Raw genomic sequence first — 2,809 nt, 5'->3', positions numbered from 1 at the left:
TTGGTGAGCAGGGCGTGGTACTCGGCGGCGGTGCGTTGGGCGTCGTGGTATTCGGTTCGGGCTGCTTCGGTGGCGTATTTGAGGAAGGGGAGGGTGAAGGGAAGGGGGGAGTGATCGGGGTAGGGGCGGGTGAGGCTGTCGTTGGCTTGGCGGAGGCGTTCGAGGGCGCCGATGCCTTCGACGAGGGTGGGGTCGTTTTCGGCGGTAGGTCCGAAGACCAGGCGTAGGGCGCGGATCAGGCGCAGGGCGGTGTCGGCGGTGTCGGGGGGCAGAGGGGTGCTGGGTCTGGTGTGCAGCCCCATGGCGGCGGCGAGTGCTTGCAGAGCCTCCGTGACCGGTTCCGGCCGGTACTCGACCCACCGTGGGAACTCCCCACTGGCCTCCACAGCAATCTGCAACTTGCCGGAGTGGTATGTGCCTACCGACGTGTGAGCGGCGTAGACGGGTGTGCCTGTTTCGTTCGCCATGATCTGTGCGGGGGAGCCGCCGGCGACCGCGTCCAGGGTCCCGTGCGGGACCATGCCCGCGTGACAGCACATGGCCAGGACGTGTACGTCGCCGCCCTGTGCCCTGGCCTGCTTGCGCAGAGAGTTGAGGCTCGGGCGCCGCTTGAGGTACTCACCCGCCGAGCGCGGGGACCCATACAGCCTTTTGACCTCACCGTTGACGCGCGCCAGCCACCATATCTGGCCGAACTCGTTGCCGTGGCCGGCGAAGACGTACATCCTCGGCTGCTCCTGCAGCTCCGACCCCTCCTTCCGCTTCGCCCAGGGAGTGGCCGCAGAACCCACGGCACGCCTACCTCCGTAGGCCGGGTCGTCGAGGTAGAAGGACTGTTGCGAGGGCAGCCGGAAGTAGGCACGGCTGCGAGAGACCAACTCCGTTAGCGAGTGTGAGGTGCGACCGAAGGATTTGTGGGTTTTGGGGTCGATGATGGGGCGGGTGATCACGTGTTTGTCGGGGACCTTGTGGGCGGTGCCGTTGGACTCGTAGAGCACCTGGAAGTTCTTCGCGGAGGCGAGGGGCAGGCCGGGCGGGCTGACTGCCCAGGCGCCGAGCAGCTTGCCGCCGGGCCGGTCGTCGACCAGTACGGGGCGGAGGATGGTGGTGCCGTTCGTCTGGTCGGTGTGCAGGGCTGTTGGCCCGGTGGCCGACCAGACGATCCGATCGGTGGCGGTGGCCACGGCGCGAGCGGTGTCCAGGTCCTCGGGACCCAGAAGAAGAATCCGCCGGGGGGCGTCATCGGGGGAGGGGGCGTTATTGGCGAAGTGGGCGGGGTCGTGGGCGATCAGTTCCGCCAGGACGTCGGCGGTGACCCAGTGCGTGCTCTTCTTTGTGCGGATCCGGTACTGTTCCGGTCCGTCCTCCCCGCCGGTCTTGCTGGTCAGGGAGTAGTAGACGAAGGTGTCGGCAGGCCAGGGAGCCAGTGCGGATTCGCGGATCTCTGGGACCGAGCCGTTGGCGGAGTGATGGCGCACAGCGACGGTGCTCAGATCCCAGCCGGTCCTGACACGGGCAAGGCTCCAGTCGCGGCCCACGACTGTGTGGCGGTCGGTGCCGATGATCTGTGAGATGTTTCCGTAGGCCTCTTGTGTCTGCAGGTAATGGGCGAGCAGGGCCGTCTGGCTGTCGGCCCGTCCCATGCGCTGTGCTTCGTTCGCGGCCAGGATCAGTTCCCCGATCGCTTCGTCGGGGAGAGTGCCGGTGGGCAGTGCCAGGAAGGTGCGGGCGAACTCGCTCAGTTCGTCCAACGACGGTGCCCTGTTCTCGGCGCTCTTGTCGTGCCGCGGGACCATCGGCTCCAGGATGTCCAGTGCGGTCCTGATGTCCTCATGACTCAGGGGGCTCTGCTGCGAGTGCAGCAGGTTGTACATCTGGTCGACGAGGGTGGCCTGCGTGAGCACTGCCGAAGTGTCGGGGCCGAGGCCGGACGGGGGTACCGGGTTCGGGTCGACGGAGATCCACGTGCCAGCTGGATCGCTCCCCGAGCCCGCGGTCAGATATGGCGCTTGATGGCCGTTTTCGACTTGTGTGAGTTGCAGCTCGCCGTGGGGGAACCAGACGCGGGCGCGGGTGTGGTCGGCGATGATCCGTGCGAGGGTCTCGTTGCGGGCGTCCTTGTCCATCAGGAGCACCACGGGCTCGTTCGTCTGTCGTACGGGGTCGTACCGCACCAGTTCCGCGAACTCTTCGTCCGACACTGGTCGTCCGTACGCCAACATCATGCCCTCGGCGTTCCGTGCGGCCATCACTGCGTGGGCGATGGGCCCCCAGGGCGCGGGATGGATGCCCCGGGGATCGATGACCATGTCGGTGTGCAGCTGGTTACGAGCAGTTCCGGTCCAGTCCCTGCCGCACAATGTGCCGTCGTCCCTACTGATCACGGCTTGTGATGGGTATCCCTGCGCGGTCAGCGCGTAGGCGGCGATGGCGTCCAGGCTGTCGCCCCGGCGCTGCTGGAGGGCCTTGCCGGCGAGGGCGAGGGCGTTGAGGAGATGGCTCTTGTCGACCGGTTTGTCTGGTTTCAGGTGGAGTAGCATCCGGGTGATGCCGTCCAGGTTCAGGGAAGTGCCGAAGCGGGGGTGGCCGGCGCGCACCGTGTCGATCACGCACAGCACGTCGAACAGCACAGTGCGCTGGTCTGGCCCGTATTCCGGGTCGGGGAAGGTGTGGTCGATGAATGTCTGCAGTTGCTGAGGGTCTTGCTGGTTCGCGGTGGGTGGTGGTGCGGCGGCGGCGGACGGTGTCGTCGGCGCCGGGGTCGGGGCTGGGGCCTGCGTTGGAGTCGGCAGGGGTGGGGGTGGGGCGG

General features: G+C 67.2%; 1 protein-coding gene. It reads right to left on the bottom strand.

All coding sequences use genetic code 11. The annotated features are described in order from the left end of the window. Window positions 1–2,630 (bottom strand): lonely Cys domain-containing protein (locus tag KUM32_RS32790; protein ID WP_217145578.1); only part of this gene is annotated, 2,630 nt, incomplete at its 3' end. Window positions 2,631–2,809: the final 179 nt, after the last annotated feature.

This window comes from Streptomyces sp. AC627_RSS907, from assembly GCF_019049165.1.
The sequence above is the reverse complement of the archived record's forward strand: the minus strand, read 5'-3'. Positions and strand labels throughout refer to the sequence as shown.